The sequence below is a fragment of the Mesobacillus subterraneus genome (assembly GCF_023715485.1).
Taxonomy (GTDB): Bacteria; Bacillota; Bacilli; order Bacillales; family Cytobacillaceae; genus Mesobacillus; species Mesobacillus subterraneus_B.
This window is the reverse complement of record NZ_JAMBOF010000075.1, coordinates 1-217: the sequence shown is the minus strand read 5'-3', so window position 1 is coordinate 217 and position 217 is coordinate 1. Positions and strand designations below refer to the sequence as shown.

Genomic DNA, 217 nt, shown 5'->3' with positions numbered 1-217 from the left:
ATCGAGTAGGAGGGGGTGATTAACCCCCGACCTCTCACACCACCGTACGTACCGTTCGGTATACGGCGGTTCAATTAAGTGTGACGTAGAAATTCATATCTTTGATATAGACTTTTGAGCCCTCGATGACTCCAATAAGAGTTATCGAGGGTTTTGTGTAGAATTGGACTAGAGGCTATTCTCCAATATTTCCTTCTGGAGTTTCCCCATTCGTGTG

The 217-nt window shown here is 45.2% G+C and carries 1 pseudogene; it reads right to left on the bottom strand.

Annotation, left to right across the window (positions count from 1 at the left end):
* Nucleotides 1-74 precede the first annotated feature (74 nt).
* Nucleotides 75-217, bottom strand: a pseudogene (locus M3204_RS23605) (group II intron reverse transcriptase/maturase); the annotation flags it as partial.